This window comes from Planobispora rosea (assembly GCF_014648175.1).
GTDB lineage: Bacteria > Actinomycetota > Actinomycetes > Streptosporangiales > Streptosporangiaceae > Planobispora > Planobispora rosea.
In genome coordinates this window covers 1-22,665 of sequence record NZ_BMQP01000017.1, presented here as the reverse complement: position 1 = coordinate 22,665, position 22,665 = coordinate 1, and the positions used below count along the sequence as shown (strand labels likewise).

General features: G+C 71.3%; 18 protein-coding genes. 8 read left to right on the top strand and 10 right to left on the bottom strand.

Annotated elements, in window-relative coordinates; all coding sequences use genetic code 11:
- Positions 1 to 2 precede the first annotated feature (2 nt).
- The 7 genes from IEZ08_RS18325 to IEZ08_RS18295 form a co-directional block, all read right to left on the bottom strand.
- Positions 3 to 791: a prepilin peptidase gene (locus IEZ08_RS18325; protein ID WP_068928159.1), complete on the bottom strand. Its 789-nt coding sequence runs from the start codon at positions 789 to 791 to the stop codon at positions 3 to 5.
- 83 nt (positions 792 to 874) lie between these two features.
- Positions 875 to 1,291 carry a prepilin-type N-terminal cleavage/methylation domain-containing protein gene (locus IEZ08_RS40515; protein ID WP_068928160.1) on the bottom strand — a complete coding sequence of 139 codons (417 nt, stop codon included), beginning with the start codon at positions 1,289 to 1,291 and terminating at the stop codon, positions 875 to 877.
- Between the two features lie 116 nt (positions 1,292 to 1,407).
- Positions 1,408 to 2,637: a type II secretion system F family protein gene (locus IEZ08_RS18315; RefSeq protein WP_068928161.1), complete on the bottom strand. Its 1,230-nt coding sequence runs from the start codon at positions 2,635 to 2,637 to the stop codon at positions 1,408 to 1,410.
- A gap of 2 nt (positions 2,638 to 2,639) precedes the next feature.
- The gene (locus IEZ08_RS18310; RefSeq protein WP_189242562.1) at positions 2,640 to 3,845 is read right to left on the bottom strand and encodes a type IV pilus twitching motility protein PilT; all 1,206 of its coding nucleotides are present in this window, start codon (positions 3,843 to 3,845) and stop codon (positions 2,640 to 2,642) included.
- A gap of 103 nt (positions 3,846 to 3,948) precedes the next feature.
- Positions 3,949 to 5,625, bottom strand: a complete 1,677-nt coding sequence (locus tag IEZ08_RS18305; protein WP_068928162.1) for a GspE/PulE family protein — start codon at positions 5,623 to 5,625, stop codon at positions 3,949 to 3,951.
- 89 nt (positions 5,626 to 5,714) lie between these two features.
- Positions 5,715 to 6,206: a DUF5709 domain-containing protein gene (locus tag IEZ08_RS18300; protein WP_068928163.1), complete on the bottom strand. Its 492-nt coding sequence runs from the start codon at positions 6,204 to 6,206 to the stop codon at positions 5,715 to 5,717.
- A gap of 88 nt (positions 6,207 to 6,294) precedes the next feature.
- The gene (locus IEZ08_RS18295; RefSeq protein ID WP_189242561.1) at positions 6,295 to 7,599 is read right to left on the bottom strand and encodes a PP2C family protein-serine/threonine phosphatase; all 1,305 of its coding nucleotides are present in this window, start codon (positions 7,597 to 7,599) and stop codon (positions 6,295 to 6,297) included.
- A gap of 288 nt (positions 7,600 to 7,887) precedes the next feature.
- On the opposite strand from IEZ08_RS18295, the gene IEZ08_RS18290 reads away from it, so the two are divergent.
- Positions 7,888 to 9,558: a hypothetical protein gene (locus IEZ08_RS18290; RefSeq protein ID WP_141704319.1), complete on the top strand. Its 1,671-nt coding sequence runs from the start codon at positions 7,888 to 7,890 to the stop codon at positions 9,556 to 9,558.
- A gap of 36 nt (positions 9,559 to 9,594) precedes the next feature.
- On the opposite strand, the gene IEZ08_RS18285 is transcribed toward IEZ08_RS18290, so the two are convergent.
- Positions 9,595 to 11,250, bottom strand: coding sequence for an SMI1/KNR4 family protein (locus IEZ08_RS18285; RefSeq protein WP_189242560.1), 1,656 nt, complete (start codon positions 11,248 to 11,250; stop codon positions 9,595 to 9,597).
- A gap of 429 nt (positions 11,251 to 11,679) precedes the next feature.
- On the opposite strand from IEZ08_RS18285, the gene IEZ08_RS18280 reads away from it, so the two are divergent.
- The 5 genes from IEZ08_RS18280 to IEZ08_RS18260 all read left to right on the top strand — a co-directional run bounded on the left by IEZ08_RS18280 (position 11,680) and on the right by IEZ08_RS18260 (position 18,198).
- Positions 11,680 to 12,834 (top strand): DUF8094 domain-containing protein, encoded by a 1,155-nt coding sequence (locus IEZ08_RS18280; protein WP_189242559.1) that lies wholly within the window; start codon positions 11,680 to 11,682, stop codon positions 12,832 to 12,834.
- 30 nt (positions 12,835 to 12,864) lie between these two features.
- Positions 12,865 to 14,559 (top strand): hypothetical protein, encoded by a 1,695-nt coding sequence (locus IEZ08_RS18275; RefSeq protein WP_189242558.1) that lies wholly within the window; start codon positions 12,865 to 12,867, stop codon positions 14,557 to 14,559.
- On the top strand, positions 14,556 to 16,286 hold the full coding sequence (locus IEZ08_RS18270; RefSeq protein WP_189242557.1) for a hypothetical protein: 1,731 nt from the start codon (positions 14,556 to 14,558) through the stop codon (positions 16,284 to 16,286). The genes IEZ08_RS18275 and IEZ08_RS18270 overlap by 4 nt, the downstream gene beginning before the upstream one ends.
- Positions 16,287 to 16,405: 119 nt before the next feature.
- The gene (locus tag IEZ08_RS18265; RefSeq protein ID WP_084780829.1) at positions 16,406 to 17,452 is read left to right on the top strand and encodes a MinD/ParA family ATP-binding protein; all 1,047 of its coding nucleotides are present in this window, start codon (positions 16,406 to 16,408) and stop codon (positions 17,450 to 17,452) included.
- Positions 17,452 to 18,198: a hypothetical protein gene (locus IEZ08_RS18260; RefSeq protein WP_068928172.1), complete on the top strand. Its 747-nt coding sequence runs from the start codon at positions 17,452 to 17,454 to the stop codon at positions 18,196 to 18,198. Before IEZ08_RS18265 ends, IEZ08_RS18260 begins: the two co-directional genes overlap by 1 nt.
- A gap of 137 nt (positions 18,199 to 18,335) precedes the next feature.
- Here IEZ08_RS18260 and IEZ08_RS18255 read toward each other — a convergent pair whose 3' ends face one another.
- The gene (locus tag IEZ08_RS18255) at positions 18,336 to 19,253 is read right to left on the bottom strand and encodes a hypothetical protein (protein ID WP_189242556.1); all 918 of its coding nucleotides are present in this window, start codon (positions 19,251 to 19,253) and stop codon (positions 18,336 to 18,338) included.
- 372 nt (positions 19,254 to 19,625) lie between these two features.
- On the opposite strand from IEZ08_RS18255, the gene IEZ08_RS18250 reads away from it, so the two are divergent.
- Complete coding sequence (locus tag IEZ08_RS18250) at positions 19,626 to 20,405, top strand: glycoside hydrolase family 16 protein (RefSeq protein ID WP_068928174.1); 780 nt, start codon at positions 19,626 to 19,628, stop codon at positions 20,403 to 20,405.
- A 56-nt stretch (positions 20,406 to 20,461) separates the two neighbouring features.
- Here IEZ08_RS18250 and IEZ08_RS18245 read toward each other — a convergent pair whose 3' ends face one another.
- Complete coding sequence (locus IEZ08_RS18245; RefSeq protein ID WP_307815249.1) at positions 20,462 to 20,917, bottom strand: GNAT family N-acetyltransferase; 456 nt, start codon at positions 20,915 to 20,917, stop codon at positions 20,462 to 20,464.
- 202 nt (positions 20,918 to 21,119) lie between these two features.
- Here IEZ08_RS18245 and IEZ08_RS18240 point away from each other — a divergent pair, with 202 nt between their 5' ends.
- On the top strand, positions 21,120 to 22,520 hold the full coding sequence (locus IEZ08_RS18240; RefSeq protein ID WP_229803244.1) for an LCP family protein: 1,401 nt from the start codon (positions 21,120 to 21,122) through the stop codon (positions 22,518 to 22,520).
- The last annotated feature ends 145 nt before the right edge of the window (positions 22,521 to 22,665 follow it).

Genomic DNA, 22,665 nt, shown 5'->3' with positions numbered 1-22,665 from the left:
GGTCACACGGCCGGGGCCAGGAGGCCGCTGTACCAGGCGGCGATCGGCCCGGCGGCGAACAGCGCGAGCAGGGCGCCGGCGAGCATGGCCGGGCCGAACGGAATGGCGGTCTTGCGACCGGCCCGCCCCGTGGCCAGCAGCGCCACTCCGGCGACCCCGCCGAGCAGGAAGGCGGCGAACGTGCCGATGAGCACCGCGCTCCAGCCCAGCCAGCCGAGGTAGAGTCCGAGCAGCCCGGCGAGTTTCACATCGCCGAAGCCCATGCCATTCGGGTTGATCACGAAGAGCACGAAGTAGAAACCGAGCAGCACGGCCATCGCGGCCAGGCAGCGCAGGGCCGCCGTCCAGTCGGCGCCGGCGACCACGGCGGGGGTCAGCAGCAGGGCGCCGATGACGTACGACGGCTTGACGATGGCGTCGGGCAGCCGCTGCACATCGAGGTCGATCATGGTGAGGGCCACCGCGATCGCAGTGAGGTAGAGGTAGGCCGGAAGCTCCGGCGCGACCCCGATCCGGGCGGTCACCGCGGCGAACAGCAGCGCGGTGGCCAGCTCGACCAGGGGGTAGCGGGCGCTGATCGGCGCCCGGCAGGCGGCGCACCGGCCGCGCAGCGCGAGCCAGCTCAGCACCGGCACGTTCTGTCGGGGCCGGATGGCCGTACCGCAGTGCGGGCAGCGCGAGCCGGGCCGCACCAGCGACTCGGCCCGCGGCACCCGGTGGATGACCACGTTCAGGAAGGAGCCGACCACGAGGCCGAGCACGGCGGCCGGGGCGAGCACGAGCGCGTCCATCGGGGTCTCTCCTTTCTGTCAGTGGGTTGTGCGGAGGGGTCCGGCAAGGCGGCGCGGTTCATGCGCCGCCCCGCCGGGTGGGATCACGCCTTGCAGGTCGCGACCTTGATGGTCTTCTTGACGTTCGCGACCGCGCCGCCCTTGCTGCTGTCGTACATGTACACGTCACCCGAGCCACCGAGGTTGTTGGCGCAGATGAGGTAGCCGGTGCCCTCCTGGACGTAGGTCAGGGTGGTGCCCTCCGACTTCTTCGCGTCCGTCGGCAGTGCGGCCGGATACTTGTTGCCGTTCATCGTGTAGTAGCTCTCCACGGCGGTGATGGCGCTACGCACGTCGGACTGGGCCGCCTTGTCGGCCGCGCCCTCGCGGTAGTTCATGTACACCGGGATCGCGATGGCGACGAGGACGCCGATGATCACGACGACCACCAGCAGTTCGATCAGGGTGAAGCCGCGGTCGCCGTGCGCGCGCTTCTGCAGGCGGTCAAGCGCTGCCTTCATGGTGTTTCTCCTGTGACTCATTGAGGTGGGGTGACCTCCGGGCGGTCGCCCGGCTGCCGGTCCGGCCCGGTGGCCGGTTTTCCGTGGCGCGCACGGAAAGTTCTGGGAGGGCCGTACTAGCCCTGGATGTTCTGGTAGATCGTGAACATCGGGAGGTAGAGACAGACGACCATGCCGCCGACCACGACTCCCATGACGATCACCATGAGGGGCTCGATCGCCGCGGTCAGGGCCTCCGCCGCGGTGTCAACCTCTCTGTCATAGAAATCGGCAACCTTGTCGAGCATCTGACTGATTTGTCCAGATTCCTCGCCGACCTCGATCATCTGGGCGACCATGCGCGGGAAGACGTCGTGCTTGGCGAGCTGCGTGGACATGGGGAGGCCGTCGCGCACGGCCGACTGCAGGTCCTTCATGGCCTCGGTGATGACCGCGTTGCCGGTGGTGGCGCCGACCACGTCGATGGCCTGCATCACCGGCACGCCGACGCCCAGCAGGGTGCCGAAGTTGCGGGCGAACCGGCTGATCGCGATCTTGGCGAACAGCTTCCCGAAGACCGGCAGGCGCAGCTTGACCTTGTCGAAGGCCAGCCGGAGCTTCGGATTGCGCCGCAGCTCCCTCCGGAAGAGCATGATCGAGCCGGTGAGCACGGCGACGAACAGCGGCCCCGACCAGGCCAGGCTGTGGCTGGCCGTGACGAGGATCTGCGTCGGCAGCGGCAGCTCACCGCCGAACTGTTTGAACATGCCCTCGAAGACCGGGACGATGAAGGCCAGCACGCCGGCCACGAGCACCCCGGTGAAGAGCAGGACGATGACCGGGTACGTCATCGCTCCCTTGATCTTCCCGCGGAGGGCCGCGTCCTTCTCGAAGTTGACGGCGATGCGCTCCAGCGCGTTGTCGAGGAAACCGCCGGTCTCGCCGGCCCGCACCATCGCGACCATGATCGTGGGGAAGATCTTGGGATGCTTGGCGAGCGCCCCGGAGAGCGACAGACCCGCCTCGATGTCCACCCGCACCTCGCTGATCGCCTTCTTCAGCGAGGGTTTGGCCGCCTGGTCCTCCAGGACCGCGAGCGAGCGCAGCAGCGACATGCCGGAGGCGGTCATGGTCGCGAACTGGCGGGCGAAGACGGCCAGGTCCTTGAGCGTGGTACGGCCGCCCAGGCCCGGGATGGTCAGCTCCTTCTGGAGCAGCGAGCCGCCCTCGGTGATCGAGAGCGGGACGAGTCCCTGCTGGCGGAGGACCTGGACCGCGGCGGCCTCGTTGGGAGCCTCGACCTTGCCCTTGACCTGTTTGCCGTCGCGGCCGATGGTCCTGTACTCGAACTCCTTCGTCACCGGCATGGTCAGCTCCTCCCGACGAGACGCTTGAACTCCTCCGCCGAGTGGCAGATGTCGAGCGCGTGCTCGAAGCTGACGAGCCCGCTGCGGACCCGGTCGGACAGGTGCTGGTCGAACGCGATCATGCCGCCGCTCCCTCCGGACTGCATGAAGGACGGGATCTGGTGGTTCTTGCCCTCGCGGATCAGGTTGCGGATCGCGGGGGTCGCGATCATCACCTCGGCGACGACCACCCGGCCGGTGCCGTCCGCCCGGGGGGCCAGGGCCTGGGTGACGACGCCCTGCAGCGCCGTGGACAGCTGCGTGCGGATCTGCTGCTGCTGGTGCGGCGGGAAGATGTCGATGACGCGGTCGATCGTCTGGGCGGCGCTCTGGGTGTGCAGGGTCGCCAGGACGAGGTGACCGGTCTCCGCGGCGGTCAGCGCGGTGGTCGTCGTCTCCAGGTCGCGCAGCTCGCCGACGAGGATGATGTCGGGGTCCTGGCGCAGCGCGTGCTTGAGGGCCTCGGCGAACGAGGTGGTGTCCGCCCCGACCTCGCGCTGGTTGACGATGCAGCGCTTGTGCGGGTGGAGGAACTCGATCGGGTCCTCGATCGTGACGATGTGCCCCGAGCGGGTGCGGTTGGCCAGGTCGACGAGGCCGGCGAGCGTGGAGGTCTTACCCGAGCCGGTGGGCCCGGTCACCAGGACGAGCCCGCGCGGCAGGTGGGCGAACTTCGCCACCGTGTCCGGCAGGCCGAGCTCCTCCAGCGCCTTGATCTCGTGCGGGATGGCCCGGAAGGCGGCGCCGTACGATCCCCGCTGCTTGTAGAAGTTGGCCCGGAAGCGGGAGACGCCCTCGATGCTGTAGGCGACGTCGAGTTCCTGGTCCCGCTCGAAGCGGTTCCACTGGGCGTCGTTCACCGCCGAGCGCAGCAGCATCGCGGTGTCGGCCGGTTCGAGGCGGCCGTACTCCTTCAGCTGGAGCATCCGGCCGTCCACGCGGATCGCGGGCGGCGCCCCCGCCGTCAGATGCAGGTCCGAGCCGCGCTCGGTGACCAGGGACACGAGCATCGCGTTCAGGGTCTTGAGCGCCTCGGCGCGGCCGTCTCTCGGACGGTCGAAGGGACGTGCCTCGAACGGACGCGAGTCGACCGCGTGCAGGTCGAACGGGCGCGAGTCAGACGAATGCGGATCGAACGGGTGCGAGTCGAACGGGCGCGCTGGCTCCATCGGGGATCTTCCTGTCGTGTTCGTGGCGGCGGGGCGGCGGGGCGGCGGGGCGGCGGGTGCGGAGTGGGTACAGCGGGCGTGCAGCAGGCGTACGGCGGGCGGATCAGATCGCGACGCGCAGGACTTCCTTGATCGACGTCTGACCCTGGGCCGCCTTGACCAGGCCGTCCATGCGCAGCGAGCGCATGCCCTGGACCTCGGCGACCCGCTGCACCTCGGTGGCCGAGGCGCGCTGGATGGTGAGACCTTCGATCTCCGGGGACATCGGCATGACCTCGTGCAGCGCGATCCGGCCGCGGTAGCCGGTGTTGGCGCAGGAGCGGCAGCCCACCGGCCGCCACAGCACGCTCGGCCGGGGCAGCTCGGCGACCGGCCAGCGGGCGGCGGCCACCTCGGCCTCGGTCGGGACGTACTCCTCCTTGCACCAGTCGCACAACCGCCGCGCGAGTCGCTGGGCGAGCACGCAGTCGACCGAGGAGCCGACGAGGAACGGCTCGATGCCCATCTCGGTCAGCCGGACGACCGCGCTGGGCGCGTCGTTGGTGTGCAGGGTGGAGAGCACGAGGTGACCGGTGAGGGCGGCCTCCACGGCGAGCTGGGCGGTGGCCCGATCCCGGATCTCACCGATCAGCACCACGTCGGGGTCCGAACGCAGGATCGCCGGGAGCACGGCCGCGAAGGTCAGCCCGGCCTTGTGGTCCACCTGCACCTGGTTGATGCCGGGCAGGCGGTACTCGACCGGGTCCTCGACGGTGATGATGTTGACGGTGGGCTTGCTGATCGCCGAGAGGGTGCCGTACAGGGTGGTCGACTTCCCGGAACCGGTGGGACCGGTCACCAGCACCATGCCGTGCGGCTTGGTGAAGGAGGTGGAGAAGCGCCGGTAGTTGTCCTCGGTGAAGCCCAGGTTGTCGAGGGCGAGGTTGACCCCGCCGGTGTCGAGGACCCGCAGCACGATCTTCTCGCCCCACACCGTCGGCAGGGTGGCGGTCCGCAGGTCGACCTTCCGGCCGTTGATCATGACGGTGATGCGGCCGTTCTGCGGGATGCGGCGCTCGGTGATGTCGACGCTCGACATGATCTTCAGGCGGGAGATGAGGGCCGACTGCACGTGCCTGGGCACGGTGTCCACCTCGTGCAGCACGCCGTCGATGCGGTAGCGCACCCGCATGTCGTGCTCGGTCGGCTCCAGGTGCAGGTCCGAGGCGCGGTTCTGGATGGCCTGCTCCAGCAGCGAGTTGACGTACCGGACGATCGGCGCGTCCTCCTCGACGGAGTTCAGGTTCGACACCACCGCCTCGGCCTGCTGCTCCTCGCGGAGCATCTCCGCGATGCCGGCGAGGTCGTTCTCCTCGCGCTTGAGCCGGTCGATGATGCGGCGCAGCTCGCTCCGGGCCACCACGACGGGGCGGACCATCAGCCCGGTCGCCGCGCGCACGTCGTCGAGCGCCACCACGTCACCCGGGTCGGTGATGCCGACGGTGATCTCGTTGTCGTCCAGTGAGAGGCCGAGAACGCGGTGGCGCAGCATCAGGGTGAACGGAATCTTGGCCACGGCCACCGGGTCGATCGGGTAACCGACCAGGTCAACGCTCTTGATCCCGAAGGCGAGCGCGGACGCCTCGGTGAGCTGTTCCTCGGTGACGACGTTGTCGTTGATGAGGACCGCGCGCAACGAGCGCTCGGTGCGCTCGGCCTCCCCGGCCGCGCGCTCGAGCGCCTGCGGGTCTACACCCAGCTGCTTCAGCGCCTCGAGCAGCGGGGAGAAGGTCTGGTTCATGTGATCCCTAGAGCAGCCTGTCCCGGGACGGATTTCGTCCCGGGTTCCCCATCGGCTGTCAGGGAGGCGACATGAGCCTCATTCGGTTGCTACTCGGGTTCCACCCGCATGGCGGCCTCCTCGGCCGTGTAACCACCCGTGTCCGAACCCACGTCCTCGGCGACGAGATCGGCCTCGCGGTCCTCGTGCGCGCCCTCGTCCGGGGCGACCAGCCGTCCCGCACGGTACGGATCGGACGAGACGGGAGCCCCCGCGTCCAGGTCGTCCCGGGCGGGCCTGTCGGTGCCTTCCAGATCGTCCCGGTCGTCGGTCATCCTCGCCCCGCCGCCCGCCTCGTCGGCACCGAACATCGGCTGCTCCTCGGGGATCTCCCGGGCGAGGCGGCCCTCCAGGGACTCACCCTGGATCTGCTCGTCGACCGTGGTCCCGAAGTCGTCGACGGCCATGGGACGGTCCCCCGGCACCGGTGCCTCCTGCGGGTCCACCGCCCACCGCTGCTCCGGGCTGCCGTCCTGCAGGTCCGGAATACCTTCGTCCTCGAACGTCGAACGTGGATCACGCTCCGGTATGTGATGACTCATAGCCACTCCTGCCTGCGGTTATCTCCTACCACCCCTCGATGCCCCCACGGCCCCGGCCGTAACGGGCCGCCGTGGACGGGACCGGTCATCACCCGGTGGGTGAGACGCGCAGGGCGATCAGGGCGATGTCGTCGGCGGATCCGCCCAGCCCGGCGAGGATCCCGTCGCAGAACGCCTCCACGGGCTCCCGGGCCAGGGCGGCGGCGTGCTGGCGCAGCCGGGTCATGCCGTGGGTGAGGTGCTCCTCCGGCCGTTCGACCAGCCCGTCGGTGTAGAGCAGGAGCGTGGACCGCGGCGGCAGCTCGTCGAAGGCGTCCCGGCGCGGCACCCCGGGGTCCACGCCGAGCAGCAGCCCTTCGCCGCCCTCCAGGTAGCGGGTCTCCCCTTCGTGGGTGACCAGCAGCGGGGGCAGGTGCCCGGCGCTGGAGTGGTGGAAGCCCCAGGGGCCGCTCTCCGCCCCGGTGATCAGGCCGTACAGGCAGGTGGCGGTGCGCGTGCCGTACAGGGTCTCGTTGACCGCGTCCAGGCGGCGCAGGATCTCGCTCGGCGGTTCCCCCCGGTCGCAGGCCAGGGTGCGCAACATGTTGCGGAGCTGGCTCATGACCACCGCGGCGGGCAGGTCGTGGCCGGCCACATCCCCGATGATCAGCGCGATGTCGCCCTTGGGCATGACGAAGGCGTCGTACCAGTCACCGCCCACCTCGGCGGTCTCGTGGGCCGGGCTGTAGCGCGCGGCCAGCCGGAGCGCACCGGTCTCGGGGAGCCGGTCCGGCAGGAGCGAGCGCTGCAGCCGTTCGGCGATGTGCTGCGCCGCCCGGTACAGGCGCCCGTTGTCCACGGCCAGGGCCACCCGGTGTGCCAGGTCCTCGACGATCGACTGGTCGTCGGCCGTCAGCGGCCGGTCCTGGCCCGTCCGTACGATGGTCAGCGCGCCGAGGACCTGCTGCCGGGCGCGGAGCGGGGCGAGGATCGCGCTGTCGGAGCCCAGCCTCCGGAACATCTCAGCCTGTACGGCGTGCAACGGGTCGCCGGGCCACTCCGTGGACGAGACCGGGGTCAGCAGCAGCGGCCCGGCCCCGCGCAGCACCTGGGCCAGCGGGCCGGGATGCTCGTCGTGGATCGGCGGCAGCGGCCCCTCGAACCGGCCCTCGGGCAGCCGCTCGGGATCGCGGTGCGTCACCGCCACCCGGTTCGGGTGCCCCTGCTCGTCCAGCAGGTCCACCGCGCACCAGTCGGCCAGCTGCGGCACCAGGATCCGGCAGAGCCGACGCACCGCCTCCTCGGTCGACAACGTGCTGGACAGGGCCGCCGTCACGCCGCTGAGCAACGTCAGCCGGGACAGCGCCTGCTGGAGCACCTCGTCGATGTCGTGCTTCTCCGGCTTGCCGGTCATCACCCTCTCTTCCTCGCACACCTCCCCCGAAAAGATCACAACCGGGTGGGCGGGAGAGCGGGGACGCGGCCGAATCGATGAAGTTTTTCTCTTTCGCCGCCCTTCTCATGTCCGGGAACGCGCAGTTCCGGGACGGCAGCCGTACCCCGTCACGTGCCGCACCCCGTCACATGCCGCACCCCGTCACATGCCGAACACCTCATGCGGCGCGGCCGTACGGCAGCGGCGATCGCGGGCCGCCGATACAGTCGCGGTGTGGATGACGGCGTAGACGACGGTGTGGATGACATGCACGACACGGATGACATTGCCAGGAAAGTCGACGAGTGCCGCGCGTGGCGGGACGTGGACGCCGACGCCCTCACGCTCCTGCTCCGGACCCACCGCGAGGTGTGCCTGCGTGACGACCCCGCGCAGTGGAGCGTCTCCGACGTCGAGGCCGTGATGGAGGCGCTGACCGAACGGGAGCTGTCCCCCGGGCTCGCCGAGGCGCTCTCCGCGGCCTGGCTGACCTGGTTCGACTTCCTGGTCGAGACCTGCGGGCTGACCCCGCCCAGCTCCGCCCCGCGGGAGCTGCGCTCCCTCGTCGAGGGGGCCGGTGAGGCGCTGCGCGGCATCGGCGCGGCCCCCGGCGACTACGGCAGGGCGCGCAAGCTGGTGGCGGCGATGATGGCCGAGGGTGTCGATCCGGACGACGAGGACGCGGTCAAGGTCTGGATGGACCGCCTGCTCCGGGACCCGGCCCGGGTCGCCGAGGTCATGCGCGGTCCGGCCTCCCCCCGGCGGACCGTCGTCGACCGGGCCCGGCAGACGGTCGAGGCGCTCCCCCCGGTACGGCTGGCGCCCACCGCCGAGCTGGCCGCCGCCGCCCGGGCGTGCGAGCCCCTCCGGGCGGCTCTGGACCTGGCCCGATGGGTCGGGCAGGGACGCCCGCTGGCCGAGGGCGCCGACGGCCTCTCCGCGGCGGACGCCGAGGCGGCGGGCGTGGCCGACCGGCCGTGGGTGTTCGGCACCGCGGTGGACGCGGGTCTCCTGCGACTCTCCTACACGGAGGTCCTCCCCGGTCCGCGCCTGGGCGACTGGCCGGACGGCGACGACGACGCGGTGCTGGACGTGTGGGTGGGCGGGTTCGACGCCGCCGCCTCCGGCCCCGCCTCCCCGATGCTCGGCTCGATGCTGCTGACGAACCTGTTCCTGTCCGGCGTGCCGGAGCTTCCGCTGAAGGAGGTCACCGAGCAGCTGCGCTCGATGGCGCCCGAGATCGACGAGCTGGCCGTACCGGCGCTGGAGCGGCTGGCCGCCTACGGAGCCGTGAGGCCGCTGGACGGCGAGCGGCTCGCGATCACCCCGCTGGGCGTCTACGCGGTGGTCGAGCGGCTGCGCCGCAACGGCCAGCACGTCCGGGTCCTGCCGGACCCCGCCTCGCTCTCCGCGGGGGAGCTGGTCTCCGTGCTCGGTACGGCCCGCGCCGCCGACGTGGAGGAGCTGGCCGCCGGCTGGTTCGCCGCCCGGGATCCCCTCGACGGCGCCCGCGCGCTGCTGGCGGAGGTCGAGGCTCCGGAGGCGTACGTCGCCCGGAGCATGGTCGTGCACCTCGTCGGCGGTCTCGGCCGGGCCGCCGCGCCGCTCTGGCGGGAGCTGACCGGGCACCTCACGCTCGGCGGCTGGGCCCGCAGGGGTCTGCGGGATCTCGGCGAGACGTCCGAGGAGGACCGGACGGGTGATCTGTGGATGCTCCTGGACGCCTGGGGAACCAGCGTCGAGCAGGGCTATCCCGAGGAGGTCGCCGAGAACGCCGGCAGGCTCGGTGAGGAGGCCGGGTCGCTCCTGGAGGTGATCTGGCGGCTCGGGCACCCCGCCGCGGAACCGGTGCTGAACGCGATCAGCATGAACAGCAGGGACAAGAAGCTCGCCAAGGTCGCCCGCCGGGCCGTGTTCAAACTGGGCAGCTCCCGGTAACCGCGACGGCGCGGCCGGTCAGCCCCGGGCAGCCGGTCAGTCCCGAGCGGCCGGTGCGTCCTCGACCGGCTCCCAGTCCAGCTCGCCCTTGCGCACCGCCGGCCGCCAGCCGCGTACGGGCCTGCCGCTCTCCAGGGCTGCCGCCGTGGCCTTGAGCAGCGCGTAGTAGGACGGCCAGACGACGTCGCCCTCCATGTTCAGTCCGGTCTCGTTGAAGTAGTCGCCGGTCTTGCCGGTGCGCGTGTCGATGAACATGTTGCCCCCGTCGATGGTCGTCGCGAACGGGAGCAGATGGCCGTCCCACCAGTAACCGATCATCTCCCCGGGTCCGTCGAGGACGATGCCGCAGAGCATCTTCCACTCCCTGTACAGCGCCTTGGCCGACATGTACTCGTAGAACGGCGGAGGCCCGAAACCGCCCCAGTAGCGGGCGCCGTTGTGGCGCAGCAGGGAGGCGCGCAGGTCGTCGGGGAAGCGCATGCCCATCGCGGCCTCGACCTTGGCGATCTCTCCGGGCCGGGCGGGCCCGTACAACGTCCGGTAGGTGACCGGGGCCCTGCGGGCCAGCCAGCGCTCGATGCGCCGCCAGACCGCGTCGACCTTGGCGGTGACCGCCGGATCGGGGGTGCGGACGACGGGCGGGCGCCGGTCCGGACGGCAGCCGCTGGCGCGGATCTCCTCGTCCGTAGGCCGCTCCGGCTCCGGTTCCTCCGTCGGGGTGGGGGTCGGGGACGGCCGGGGGCCGCCCGCGCACCCGGTGGGAAGCGTGTCGGCGGGTTCGTCCGCCCAGCGCAGCTCGCATCCGGGGGTGACGGTGGGATACCAGTCGCGCAGCGCCGTGCCGCCCTCCAGGGAGGCGGCCACCGCTTCCAGCAGGTCGGGATAGGACGGCCAGCCCATCGGACCGTCGTAGCGGACGTTCCCGTCCCAGACCTTCTCGCCGACCCGGCCGGTGCGCGGGTCGACGAACAGCTCCCGGCCCTCACCGTCCGCGGCGAACGGCCACAGGCTGCCGTGCCACTTCCCGTGGTCGGGGTCGGCCGCCTCGGGCGGGCCTGTCATGACGAGATCCCGGCAGTTGGATTCCTGCATCCTGAAGTGGCTGTAGACGTCGGCCAGGCCGTGGGAGGGCGGCAGCTGGAACCCCTCTCCGAAATCGCCGTCGGCGCCGTCGTGGCGGAGCAACGAGGCGTACAGGCCGTCGGGGAGCCGGTTTCTCCCGTTGCCCTCCCAGGTGGCCAGGTCCTCCGGCTCGGCGGGATGCCCGAGCTTGCGCAGGGTCGCCGAGGCGTGGGTGCCCAGCCAGCGCTCGATCCGGTCCCACGCCCGGTTCACCCGGGCGGTGACCGCCGGATCCGGCGTCCGGGGGGAGGGGGTGGGTTCTGGCTCGTCCGTCGTGACGATCTCCGGCTCCGCAGGGGACGGCTCCGAGCCGTCGTCCCACTCGACCGGCTCGCACCCGGCGGCGCGTGCCTGCTCCGGGGTGAGCGCGTGGGCGCGGAGCTCCGCCTCGGCCTCCGGGTCCGGTGCCCCCGCGGCGTCGACGCAGGACATCGAGACCGAGTTGCCTACGGACATGGAGAAGCAGCGGCCGAACTCGTACGGCATCGGCGAGCTCGCCGCGGCTCCGCCCGCGAGTACCACGAGCGCGAGCGCCGGCCGTACGGTCCGCGCGCCACTCAACTTGATCACTTGCCGGACTTTATCGGAGTTCACCTCCCCTGCCTCAGCTCGGCCGGGTCAACGGCCTCGCCACGAGAAGACACCCCTCCTTCGTGCCGGTCAGCCCGTGTCCGCCCCATCACCGTTCACACCGAATAGCGCCTAACCGAAAGCCCAGATGTCAGGATGGCAAACAGTAAATGATCATTTAATTCATTCGGGGACCGGTAAGCCTCAAAAGAAAGGTTGTCAAGGACATATAAACAGCAGGCATCGCGGCAAGTCTCTAGAGAAGTGCTGGTACGGCCAGCACATCGACTACCAAAGATCGCCGGATCTTCCATTAGGGGCAGTCCGTATTCCAGAACACGCGTCGTTTCCAGGATGAGATCCCCGGCCGCAAATAACTTTTGTCCTTTACCTTCCCCCTAGATTATTGTCAGTCTAATATCGGGATCTATGTCGCGGAATGCATCAGATCCCCCAGACAAGGTCGTCTGGCGCTCTGAGCGCATCGCTCCCATCACTGGACGTGACATCGACGACGACGCAGAGCCCGAACGGCTGCCGGTGTTCACCGGGCGGAAGACCGTCCTGTCCGGAATCACCCTGTTAGCCGTGGGCGGCGTGCTGGTCTGGGTCGTCACGTCCGGCGCCTCCGAACCGGTGACCACCGTCGCCCGTTCCACTCCCGCGCCCGCCGTGACGGACGGGGAGCCGGTGGAGAGTCCTCCGGCGGAGTCCCGGCCCGTCGCACTCACCGTCCAGGACGCGCGCCGGGCACACGATCGTTACGCCCGTGACCTCTCCCTCGCCCAGCAGGAGATGGACGACCGCGCGCTGGGCAGGCTGGAGCGGGGACTGGCCCTGGAGATGTCGAAGGCGGCCTTCGAGACCGCCCGTACGCAGGGGACGAAGGTGGCGGCGGGGCTCTGGCCCAAGCCGGAGATCTGGGTCCCCCGTGACACCGCGGGCACCACGGACTGGTTCGTCGCCGTCGCGCACGAACCGGAGGTCGCCAGGGTCAGCAAGCTGCTGACCTCGACCCCCGACGGGTGGCGGCTGACGGCGTTCACCGCGGACACGCACGTCCCCGCCGCGCCGCTCCCCGAGATCGCGATCGACGCCGACGGGTACGCCACGAGCCTTCCGGAGGACGCATCCGGGCTGCTCGCCACCCCGCGCCAGGCCGTCCACGCCCACCTGGCGAGTCTGGAGAGCGCCACGCCGGACCGCCTCTTCGCCGACGGTCCCTGGACCGACCAGGCGGTGACCTTCTGGCGGCAGGAACGCGAGCAACTGGAGAAGGCCGGATGGGAGCTGTCGCTCTTCTACCGGCCCGTGGGGCCGGTGCGCTCGCTGATGACGAGCGACGGAGGCGCGCTGGTCTGGTACGGCGCCCGCTCCACCGACCTGCGCGAGGCCCGGCGGGCCGGCTCGACGGTCACCTTGAACGGATCGGCCGGTGTCCGCACCGGCGGTACGGCGTTCGCCCGCTCGGCGAGCGCGACATACGGCCGCATGTACGTGGCCTACATCCCACCCGCGAGTTCCGGCGAGCGGGTGCGAGTGCTCGGCGAGTGGTCCGAAGTTCTGGAGAGCCACGGCACCTGACGTCCAACCGGAAGGAGAGGAGCGTTCACGATGGCACCCTCACGTAAGCCCTCGCGCGCGACGGTGCTCACCGCAGGTGTCGCGGTCGGAGTGTTCGGGGCCGGCGCGGGGCTGGGGACCGTCGTCTCGATGCGGTCCCAGCCCGCCCAGGTGGAGACGGTGCGGCTGGCCGCGGGCACCTATCTCCTGAGTTCCGACGCCGCGGCCTGGACGACCCAGTCGGCACGGGCGGAGAACGACCCGATCTGCCTGACTCTCACCATTGACGGCCGCGTGGTCGACGGCGACCTGTCGGGCTGCATCACGCTGCCCATCATCGGCGACGCCCTGTCCGCCCTCAGCCCCGGCAATCCCAACGGCGCCCCGGCTCCGTCCAAGAAGCCGTCCGCTTCGTCCCGGCCGTCCGCGTCGTCCAAGCCCAAGGCGTCCAAGTCGAGCGCCGTCAAGCCGCCGGCTCAGCCGAAGCCCGTCCAGCCCCCGCCGGCCAACCCCGCGCCGCCGAAGCAGAAGCCCACCGCCAGCTCGAAACCGACCAAGGAACCCGCCCCCAGTTCGAAACCGACCAAGGAACCCACCGCCAGCTCGAAACCGAGCGAGAAATCCACCCCGAACCCGAAGCCGAGCGGGGAGAAGCCTCCGTCCGCGAGACCGGAGGGGGTCCACGTCAAACCTCTCCCGGAGGCGAGCGCCACCTTCAAGCGGCCGCCCTCCGGCACCCTCTCCCCTCCTCCTCCAGCACCGTCCCGGACGGTCGTCCAGCCCACACCCTCCGGCGTCCGGCCCACGCCCTCGGCCGACTCCGGCACACCCGCTCCGCCGGACGATCCCCGCAGCCACTCCCCCTCCGCGGAGGCTCCCAGGATCGAGCCGCCTTCCACGGAGACGCTCCGCCCGGTGGTCCCGTCCAGGCACGCCCAGAACCCGCCTCCCCGCGTCACTCCCACTCCCGACGTCTCCGGCCCGGAAGAGGATCCTGTTCCCGATCCCGGGGAGAGCCCCGACCCCGAGGAGACCTCCGGCCCCCCGAACCCGGGAGAGAGCCCCGGTCCCGAGGAGAGCCCGGCCCCGCCGCCCGTCCAGAACCCCGAGCCGAGCGGCTCCCCCGAACACGACACGTCCGCGGTCCCGTCCTCTCCCCAGGACCCGCGTCCCTCGGAACCCAGGGACTCCGTCCGGGGCGACCCCTCCCTGCCGATCTTCCAGGATCCCGAGCTGATGCGGCGCATCCAGAGAGAGCTGGGACTGGACAGGAACATGCGGTACACGGACTCCGAAGGCGTGTGGGACCTCACCATCGCCCCTCCCGGCACGCCTCCGTGCCGCAACTACACCGCCGAGGAGCTCCGCGCGCTGCGCTCTCCCCAGGACGGCGCGTCCGTCATGCGGCCCGTGGGGACCATCCCCCGCGACTCGTGCCAGTGGCCCGCCTTCATCCGCTGGCTCTTCGCCGAACCGGCCCCCGGGGAGGTCAGCAACTGGACCAAGTTCACCGGGCTGCCCGAGCGCGATCTGGAACTGGTGGTGATCGACCCGTCACCGCCCAGTTCCAGCACCGCGCCCCCGGAGCGGCCTGATTCCGAGCAGACGATTCCGGGCCGGCCCGAACAGGAACAGCCTCCTGGGGAGTCCACCGATCCAGGGCAGTCCGATCCAGGGCAGTCCGATCCAGGGCAGTCCGATCCCGGCGAGCCCTGGCAGGGCCCCGGCGAGTACACAGGCCCGTGAGCTCGCGCACCGGCACCGGGAACACCGTGCTCGGCCCCGGCCAGTGGGCGGCGTGGGTGAGCGAGCACGGTGCGCACCTGCTGGACTACGCCGGATACCACCTCGGAGCGGACCGTGCGCCCGGGGCGGTCGCCGCCGCCGTCGCCGCCTGCGCCGCCCGGACCGTCCCCGAGGGCATCTCGGCGCGCGCGTGGCTCCTGGCCGTACTGCGGCGGGATTGCTCCACCGCACCCGGTCACCGGGAGGGATACGTGCCCGGCACCGGGCCGGGAATGCCGGACGCCCTGCTGATCGAGCGGGCGTGGCGGCTGGTCGAGCCGCTGGGCGCGGAGATCCTCCGGCTGATGTTCCGCCACGGGCTGACCCCGGACGATCTCGTCCACGTCCTCGCACTGCCCGCGGAGGAGATCGACGGGCTCGCGACCAGGACCCAGGACGTCATCGAGACCCTCGTGAGCGCCCTGGACGCCCTCGCCCACGGGCGCGGGCCCTGCCCGGACCTGCCTCCGCTGGTGGAGGCGGCCTTCCCCGGCGAGCAGCGGCGGCAGACTCCCGCCGAGCGCGCCTGCGCCCGGACGAACCTGCTCTCCCACATGGCCAGGTGCCCGACGTGCACGCGGCCGATCAACATCCGCTACACGGTTCCGCAGATGAGTGCGCACCCGCCGATCCCACTCCTCACCGCCGAGGCGAGGCAGCGGCTCCTGGACACCCTGCCTCCGGCCGCTTCGCCCTCCACCGCGTCGGATCTGCCCGTCCCCGGAGCGCTTCCCCCGGAGGCGGGCCGGACCGGGCCCGTGCCACGGCGGGGTACCGCCCCGTACGCGATGACGGATTCCGGCCCGGTGAAGACGTCGCGCCCCCAGACATCACGCCCGCAGACGCCACATCCGCAGACGTCACACCCACAGACGCCACATGCGCAGACGTCACATGCGCAGACCTCGCGTCCCCAGATATCACGCGCCCCGGCGTCACGCCCGCAACCGCCTCCCCTGCCGGACGCGCTGCTCTCCCCCCGCTGGGCCCGCGCCGGCGAAACCTCCCCCGCGGAACGCGCGAACCTCGACATCCCTCCCACCATCCCCGACTCCACCGTGCGATTCCCCGGCGGCTCCGGGACCCGTGCCCACGATCCCGAACGCCCCCGCGGCGAGTCCCGGCTCGGCAAGGCGCTCGTGTCGGCCGGGGAACGGGCGCGGGCGACAACAGTCAAGATCGTCATCATCGCCGTCGCCGGTACGGCGGGCACCCTGACCGGGATGAACCTCCTGGGGCCCGCCCTCGGGAACGAACCGGGGCCCAGCGCGCTCCCATCCTCCCTGCCCCGGGCCGCCACGGCGGGCGAACCCTCGGCGTCTCTCAACGCCTCCGCTCCGGGAGGCGCCGGGGACCGCCTGGCGGCGCTGCTGCGCGTACCCGCCGAGGTGACCCTGGACGAGTACGGCAGGGGCAGCGTGACCCTGACCGCCACCTCGGAAGCCGAGCTCCGCGAGCCACGTGAGCCAAGTGAGCCACGTGAGCTGCGATGGCGCGTATCGGCTCCCGGCCTCGACGTGACCCCCTCGACGGGTGTCCTGAACCCGGGGGAGACGACCGTGCTCGCCCTGCGCGCCCTGCGGGTCCGGCACTGGTGCGGCGCACCCGCCCCGATGACCGTCCCGCTCACCGTCCACGGCCCCGGAAACGACTCGATCTCCACGACGGTTCGCTGGCGTACCTGTTGACAGGTCTCCCGTGTCACACCGTCCTGCGTGAAAGGACCCCGGTCATGACAGACCTCTCTCCCCGGATCCACCCCGTGTCGCCTGCCGGGTCCGCACCGTCCGGGTCCGGGTCCGCGTCCGTGCCCCCGTCCCCGTCCACATCCCCGCCCGGGTCCTCGTCCGGGTCCCCATCCGGCCTCCCGCCCGGGACACGCCCGGGAGAACGGCCCGAGGCCCAGACGGAGACGGGGCCCGAGACGATCCCGCTCACCGCGGAGCACCTGCTCACCAACCGGCGGCCGGAGCCCTCGGGCGGCTGGAGACGGCTCGTCTGGTTGCTGTCGGGCAAACGGTTCATCCCCGCCGAGTCCGCCGCGGAGATGGAGCGGCGGACCCTGATCGCCCACGCCCAGACGCCGGTGGCGAACGGGCACCACCGGATCGCGGTCATGAGCCTCAAGGGCGGGGTGGGCAAGACGACGACGACCGCCGCCCTGGGCAACACGCTGGCCTCCCTCCGAGGGGACCGGGTGATCGCGATCGACGCCAACCCCGATCGGGGAACCCTCGGACTGAAGGTCAGGTCGGAGACGGCAGCCACCATCCGCACCCTGCTCGCCGAAGCACCCCACATCGCCCGCTACGCCGAGGCGCGGGCCTTCACCTCGCAGTCCCCCGCACGGCTGGAGGTCCTCGCCTCCGACACCGACCCGGCCGTCAGCGAGGCCTTCGGCGCGGAGGACTACCGTACGGTGACCGGGCTGATCGAGCGCTACTACTCGATCTGCATCACCGACTGCGGAACCGGCCTGCTCCATGGGGCGATGGGCGCGACCCTGGAGCTCGCCGACCAGATCGTGCTGGTCACCATGGTCGCCGTGGACGGGGCGAACTCCGCCGGGGCCACCCTGGACTGGCTGAACGCCCACGGCCACGCCGACCTGGCCAGGAACGCCATCGTCGTGCTGAACGCCGTGGAGCCGAAGACCGAGGTGGACCTGACGCTTCTGGAACGCCATTTCGCCGCCCGCTGCCGTGCCGTGATCCGCGTGCCGTACGACCCCCACCTCAAAGAGGGCGCGGAAGTGGACCTGACCCGCCTGCGTCCCGCCACCCGGGGTGCCTATCTGCGCCTGGCCGCCGCGGCGGGGCAGGCGTTCGGCCTGCACTCCTCCCGGAGCCGCTGATGTCCCCGACCGTCGAGGAGTCCGTGCTCGACGTCGACCTGGGCCCTCCCGGCCGTGCGTTCCGGCGGAAGGTCGTCGTCGCCGCCGCGGCCGCCGTGGTCACCGCGACGGCGTTCGCGGGATGGTCCGTCCTGCGCGGCGGGGCGGAGCCGCAGCGGCCCGCCGCCTCCGGGAGCCCGGCCGGCATCACCCTCGCCACGCCCTCCGCCTACCACGGGGACGCCGGATATCCGATCGGGTTCCCGCGTACCGAGCTGGGAGCGGTCTCGGCGGCGGCTGCGGCCCTGGAGGCCGCCTGGACGCTCGATCCCGTCCAGGCCGAGCAGGCCGCAGTGCTGTACGCCCTGCCGGAGCACCGGGAAGCCGCCCGGGACGGCGCGGGCGCCACCGTCAGCGGCTGGCGGAAGACCATCGGCCTGCCCGTGGACGGACCGTTGCCCGAGGGGGCGGCCCTGCGGACCAGGACGATCGGCGTGCAGTGGCACAACCGCGCCGAGGACCAGGTGCAGGTCTCCCTCCTGGTACGGGTGACCGCCACCGAGGGCACGGGAGACGCCGCGCCGACGTACTCCAGTCCCTTCGCCATGAGCGTGCTCATGGTCTGGAGGCCCGGGATCCGCGACGGGACCGGGGACTGGTTCAACACCCCCGACCCCCTGCCCACCGTCGTTCCCCCGATCGCCGCTCCCGGCACCCCCGAGTTCATCGCGGCCGGGTGGAAAGCCGTCGCCGGTCCCACCCCGTAGCCTGAGGAAGGTCCCATGCCCGCACGCAGCCCCTCCCGGCGTGTCACCCCCGCCTCGCCCGGCTCCCCGCGGCGCGTCACCTTCGTCTCCGGCCTGCTCCTGGCCGCGATCTCGGCGACGACCAGCGCCGTCATCGCTCACCCCTGGACGGCCGCCGCGGAGCCGATGCCCATGCCCGTTCCCTCCGCCCCGGACGCTCCCGAGCCCACAGCCTCCGAGATCCCATCCGAGTCTCCACCGGAGAATCCCCCGGAACCTTCACCGGAGCCTTCGGCCGAGCCCTCCGCCGAGCGCTCGGCGGAGCCTTCGGCAGAGCCTTCAGAGAAGCCCTCAAAGGAGCCCTCAAAGGAGCCCTCAGAGGAGCCTTCGGCGGACAACCCGTCCCGCCCGACCGGTGGTCCCACGCGGCCGCCGCGTCCGAGTCCGCGCCCGACCGGCGATCGGATGAGGAAACCGTCCCCCACCCCCACCGCCAGCGAGAGGCGGGCACCCACTCCCACCGGAACCATCTCGGCCAGCCCGTCACCGTCGTCCACAACGGATCCCCGGCCTACGGCGACCCCCACCCCGTCCGCGTCGGAGAAGCCCACACCCGAGAAGCCGACGCCTTCCCCCACGAAGCCCACAACGGCCCAACCCACCATCGAACCAATCAAACCCACAGACAAGCCCACCGCCACCAAATCCCCCAAACCCACCACCAAACCCACCGTCAAACCCACCGCCACCAAATCCCCCAAGCCCACCGCGCGGCCGACCACCACCAAATCGGCCAAGCCCACGACCAAACCCACGGCCACCAAATCCCCCAAGCCCACCACCAAGCCCACCGCGCGGCCGACCACCACCAAATCGCCCAAGCCCACGGCCACCACGTCCGCCGAACCCATCCCACGGCCGACCCTCACCGATCCCCCCGCCACCGGACCGGCCGAGCCCACCGCACCGCCGACGGTCAGGCCCGGCGGCACGTCCACCGCCACCGCGGCTCCGCTCTCCGCGCCGTCCGCGAGTACGTCGGTGCTCGCGATGGCACCGCGATCGAAGCGGGTCATGCCGCTCCCGCCCCTGGCACGGCCCTCCGGAGGCTGCCGGTCCTCCGCCGACGCCATGTGCTGGGGTCTCGCCCCCTGGCGCGGCCGTACCACCGGATCAGCCGGTCCCGTCGATGCCCTCGCGGCCCCTCACGGCGCTCCGGCGACGGCGCAGCAGGACCCGTCACAGGGGTGGGGAGGCTCGTCACAGGAGGTTCCGCGGTGGGTCTTCATGCCGCCCTCGGCTCCCCCGGCGGGCACGCGCGTCAAGGCGGACAGCGGGACGGACCCCGGTGATCCTCCGGCGACCGCCGGGGAGCGCGTGATCCCGGACCGGACCGGGTGCTGGGCGTTCAGCCTGCCGTCGCTCTGCGCCAGAACCCAGGAGCAGCCATGATCTCCCGCTCTCACCTGCGGCTCGCCGTTCTCAGCGCCGTGGCGGCGATGGCGCTGACCACGCTCAGCACGGCACAGGGCGAGACCGCCCCGGCCTGCTCCGCCGCCCCGGACCCCGCCAGCGCCGCCGGGGTGCACGGCTGGGGCGTCCCCGCTTGGTGCGCCGAATTCGACGACGAGTATCTGGACCCGTCCGAATGGGTGTTCTACGACTCCCCCGGGCACGCGGGCAACGGCCGCCGTTCGTCCGGCCAGCTCTATCTGGGCGGCGGAGCGCTCTACCTGTACGGTCTCGCGGACGGGACCACCGCGGGGCTGGCCGCGCGCCACGTCCAGCCGTATGGGAGGTGGGAGGTCCGCGTCCGCCTGTATCCGGGGGCGGGTTCCTACCATCCCGTCGCCCTGCTGTGGCCGCAGGACGGCGGGGGGAACGTCCGCAGCGCCACGGGCGAGGAGATCGACTTCCTGGAGGTCATCGACGACCCCGAGAGGCAGCGGCCGAACTTCTTCCTGCACACCCCCCAGGGACAGGAACAGGCGCACGCGAACGTGGACATGACCACCTGGCACACCTACGCCGTGGAGAACGGGCCGGGCGGGGTCGTCGGCTACATCGACGGGCGGGAGTGGTTCCGCTCACCCAACGCCACGCACAGCCCGATGTCGGTCTGTCTGCAGCTGGACTGGTTCCCCGGCCAGGGCAGTTCCGGAGAGGCGTGGATGGAGGTGGACTGGCTCCGTATCTACCCGATGGACGCGGGGGCCTCGGCGGGCTGAGCCCCTGCTGACCATATCCGTCACCGGGCCCATCACCGGGCCGGGCACCGTGCCCGTCACCGGGCCAGGCGCATCTCCAGGAGCTGGCCGGGCCACTCACCGACCGTGAACGTCTCCGTCCTGGTGAACCCCTGGCTCTCGTAGTAACGCACCAACCGGCCGTCGTCCCCGGCGTAGCAGTCGACCCTGACCAGGGAAACTCCCCGCTCCGCCGCTTCGGAGGGAGCCAGTCCCAGCAGGGCGGAGCCGACGCCTCGGCCGTGGAAGCGCTGGTCGATGACGAGGGCCTGGACGTACAGCTCCGGCTCGGAAGCGGGGGCGACGTAGGGCATCGGCCCGCCGAAGACGACGCATCCGGCGGGTTCGCCGTCGATCTCGGCGATGCGCATCCCGCCGGAGGCGGCCCATCCGGTGATCCGCTCCGCGCGGGCGGGGTCGGCGGAGAACGGCTCACTGCCCCACTGGCCGGTACGGCCCTGCGAGACCAGCCACGTGACTGCGCTGTCGAACATCCTCAGAACAGCCTGAACATCACCGATACCACCATTGCGGATAATCATCGGCGGATCGTAACAGGGACCGTTTTCCTCATACGACACGATGCGCCACGCCCGCAGTTCTTACCCGCCTCTTATGAGGGATAAGTACACTCGGTCACGGCCGTAACGCGGTGTACACATGAGCGCGCTCCGGCCTGTCGTCGTCTGGAGTCACGTGAGCAGCGGTTCGATCGACGCGGTCCCCCGGACCACGCCCCGGCGTCGCCGCCGGTGGGTGTGGTGGCTGGTGGCGGCCGTCATGATCGTCGTGACGGCGGTGACCGCGACGGCGGTCGGTGCCTACGTCAAGCTGGCCGGGAACGTCAAGCACATCGAGGTCGGCGCGGAGGACCTGGGGACCCGGCCGGTCAAGGTCGCGACGAAGGCGATGAACGTGCTGGTCGTCGGCTCGGACCAGCGCAACGGCAAGAACGCGAAGTACGGCAGGTTCGCCGGTGAGCGGACCGACACGATCATGCTCGCGCACATCTCCCCGAAGCGCGACAACGCGATGGTGATCAGCTTCCCGCGCGACTCGATGGTCCAGCTCCCGGCCTGCCGGGCCCGGCAGGGGCTCCCCGGGCAGCAGCCCCACATCGGAATGATCAACGAGTCGTTCAACTCCGGCGGCATCACCTGCACCTGGAAGACGATCGAGGCGCTCACCGGCATCCACATCGACCACTTCGTCAAGGTCGACTTCACCGGGTTCAAGGGCATGGTCGACGCGATCGGCGGGGTCGAGGTCTGCGTTCCCGAGCCGATCGACGACACCAGGGCCCTGCTCCGGCTGCCCGCGGGGCGGCAGACACTCAAGGGCGAGCAGGCCCTCGGCTACGTCCGCGCCCGATATAGCCTGGGGGACGGCTCCGACATCGGACGCATCCAGCGGCAGCAGATGTTCATCGCCTCGATGGTCAAGAAGGTGATGAGCGGTGAGACGCTGACCGACCCGACCAAGCTCTACGGATTCCTGGACGCGGCCACCAAGTCGGTGACCACCGACCCCGGGCTCACCCCCGGGGTCGTGAAAGACCTCGCGACCAGCGCCCGGGGCCTGGCCGCCGGGCAGATCCACTTCATCACGACCCCGTGGCGCTACTCGCTCACCCATCCGGGGAGGGTGGAGTGGGTGGAACCGCTGAGCACGCAGCTGTTCAAGATCGTGGCGAGCGACAAGCCGATCGCCGACACCGGGATCAAGGGCGGGCAGGCCAAGGTGGCGCGATCCAAGATCCACGTCGAGGTGCGCAACGGCACCTGGAGGTCCGGTCTGGCCACCTCGGTCGCGGCCGTGCTGGAGGAGCGGGGCTATCACATCGCCAAGATCGGCGACACCGCGCGCAAGCCGTACCCGAAGACCACGATCGCCTACTCGCCCAAGGGCGCGACCAAGGCGCCGACGCTCTCCCGCGACCTGGTGAGCTCCGCCGGCCGGCTGGTGCCCGCGGCGACGACCGGCCGGCTCGTGCTGACGATCGGCGACGACTGGCAGGGGCTCAAGGAGCTGAACAAGGCCGGCGCCGGCGGCCTGGAGAGCTTCGACGCCACCAACGACTCCTGCGCGAGCGCCTGACCGCCCGGCTCCGGAGTCCGGGACGGTCACCCGGTCACCCAGTCACCCGGTCATCCGGACACCCGGCTACCCGGCGCTCACCCGTGTCAGGCGGTGGGGAAGGGGCCCTGGTACTCGGTGTAGTCGGAGACGCCGTCGCCGTTGA

Coding starts and splice junctions, on each gene's coding strand:
- IEZ08_RS18325 (WP_068928159.1), bottom strand. CDS start 791: ATGGACGCGCTCGTGCTCGCCCCGGCCGCCGTGCTCGGCCTCGTGGTC.
- IEZ08_RS40515 (WP_068928160.1), bottom strand. CDS start 1,291: ATGAAGGCAGCGCTTGACCGCCTGCAGAAGCGCGCGCACGGCGACCGC.
- IEZ08_RS18315 (WP_068928161.1), bottom strand. CDS start 2,637: ATGCCGGTGACGAAGGAGTTCGAGTACAGGACCATCGGCCGCGACGGC.
- IEZ08_RS18310 (WP_189242562.1), bottom strand. CDS start 3,845: ATGGAGCCAGCGCGCCCGTTCGACTCGCACCCGTTCGATCCGCATTCG.
- IEZ08_RS18305 (WP_068928162.1), bottom strand. CDS start 5,625: ATGAACCAGACCTTCTCCCCGCTGCTCGAGGCGCTGAAGCAGCTGGGT.
- IEZ08_RS18300 (WP_068928163.1), bottom strand. CDS start 6,206: ATGAGTCATCACATACCGGAGCGTGATCCACGTTCGACGTTCGAGGAC.
- IEZ08_RS18295 (WP_189242561.1), bottom strand. CDS start 7,599: ATGACCGGCAAGCCGGAGAAGCACGACATCGACGAGGTGCTCCAGCAG.
- IEZ08_RS18290 (WP_141704319.1), top strand. CDS start 7,888: ATGCACGACACGGATGACATTGCCAGGAAAGTCGACGAGTGCCGCGCG.
- IEZ08_RS18280 (WP_189242559.1), top strand. CDS start 11,680: ATGTCGCGGAATGCATCAGATCCCCCAGACAAGGTCGTCTGGCGCTCT.
- IEZ08_RS18275 (WP_189242558.1), top strand. CDS start 12,865: ATGGCACCCTCACGTAAGCCCTCGCGCGCGACGGTGCTCACCGCAGGT.
- IEZ08_RS18260 (WP_068928172.1), top strand. CDS start 17,452: ATGTCCCCGACCGTCGAGGAGTCCGTGCTCGACGTCGACCTGGGCCCT.
- IEZ08_RS18255 (WP_189242556.1), bottom strand. CDS start 19,253: ATGACCCGCTTCGATCGCGGTGCCATCGCGAGCACCGACGTACTCGCG.
- IEZ08_RS18250 (WP_068928174.1), top strand. CDS start 19,626: ATGATCTCCCGCTCTCACCTGCGGCTCGCCGTTCTCAGCGCCGTGGCG.
- IEZ08_RS18245 (WP_307815249.1), bottom strand. CDS start 20,917: ATGTTCGACAGCGCAGTCACGTGGCTGGTCTCGCAGGGCCGTACCGGC.